Genomic DNA, 229 nt, shown 5'->3' on the forward strand with positions numbered 1-229 from the left:
CTGTTGGGCCAGTTGGACCTTGGATTCCTTGTGAACCTGTTGCACCGGTATCTCCAGTTGGACCTTGCGAACCGGTAGCTCCAGTAGCCCCCGTTGGACCTTGGATTCCTTGCGGGCCTTGAATTCCTTGAGGACCTGTCGCTCCGGTTGCTCCATTGGCACCCTTTGGGCCTTGAGGACCTTGGAGTCCTTTCGGACCTAGTGAACCAGTAGCACCGGTATGACCGTG

1 pseudogene is annotated in these 229 nt (G+C 57.2%); it reads right to left on the reverse strand.

From position 1 onward, the window contains the following. Positions 1-229, reverse strand: a pseudogene (locus JDS80_RS31175) (BclA C-terminal domain-containing protein); the annotation flags it as partial.

The organism is Bacillus cereus group sp. N8, assembly GCF_016483685.1.
Taxonomy (GTDB): domain Bacteria; phylum Bacillota; class Bacilli; order Bacillales; family Bacillaceae_G; genus Bacillus_A; species Bacillus_A proteolyticus.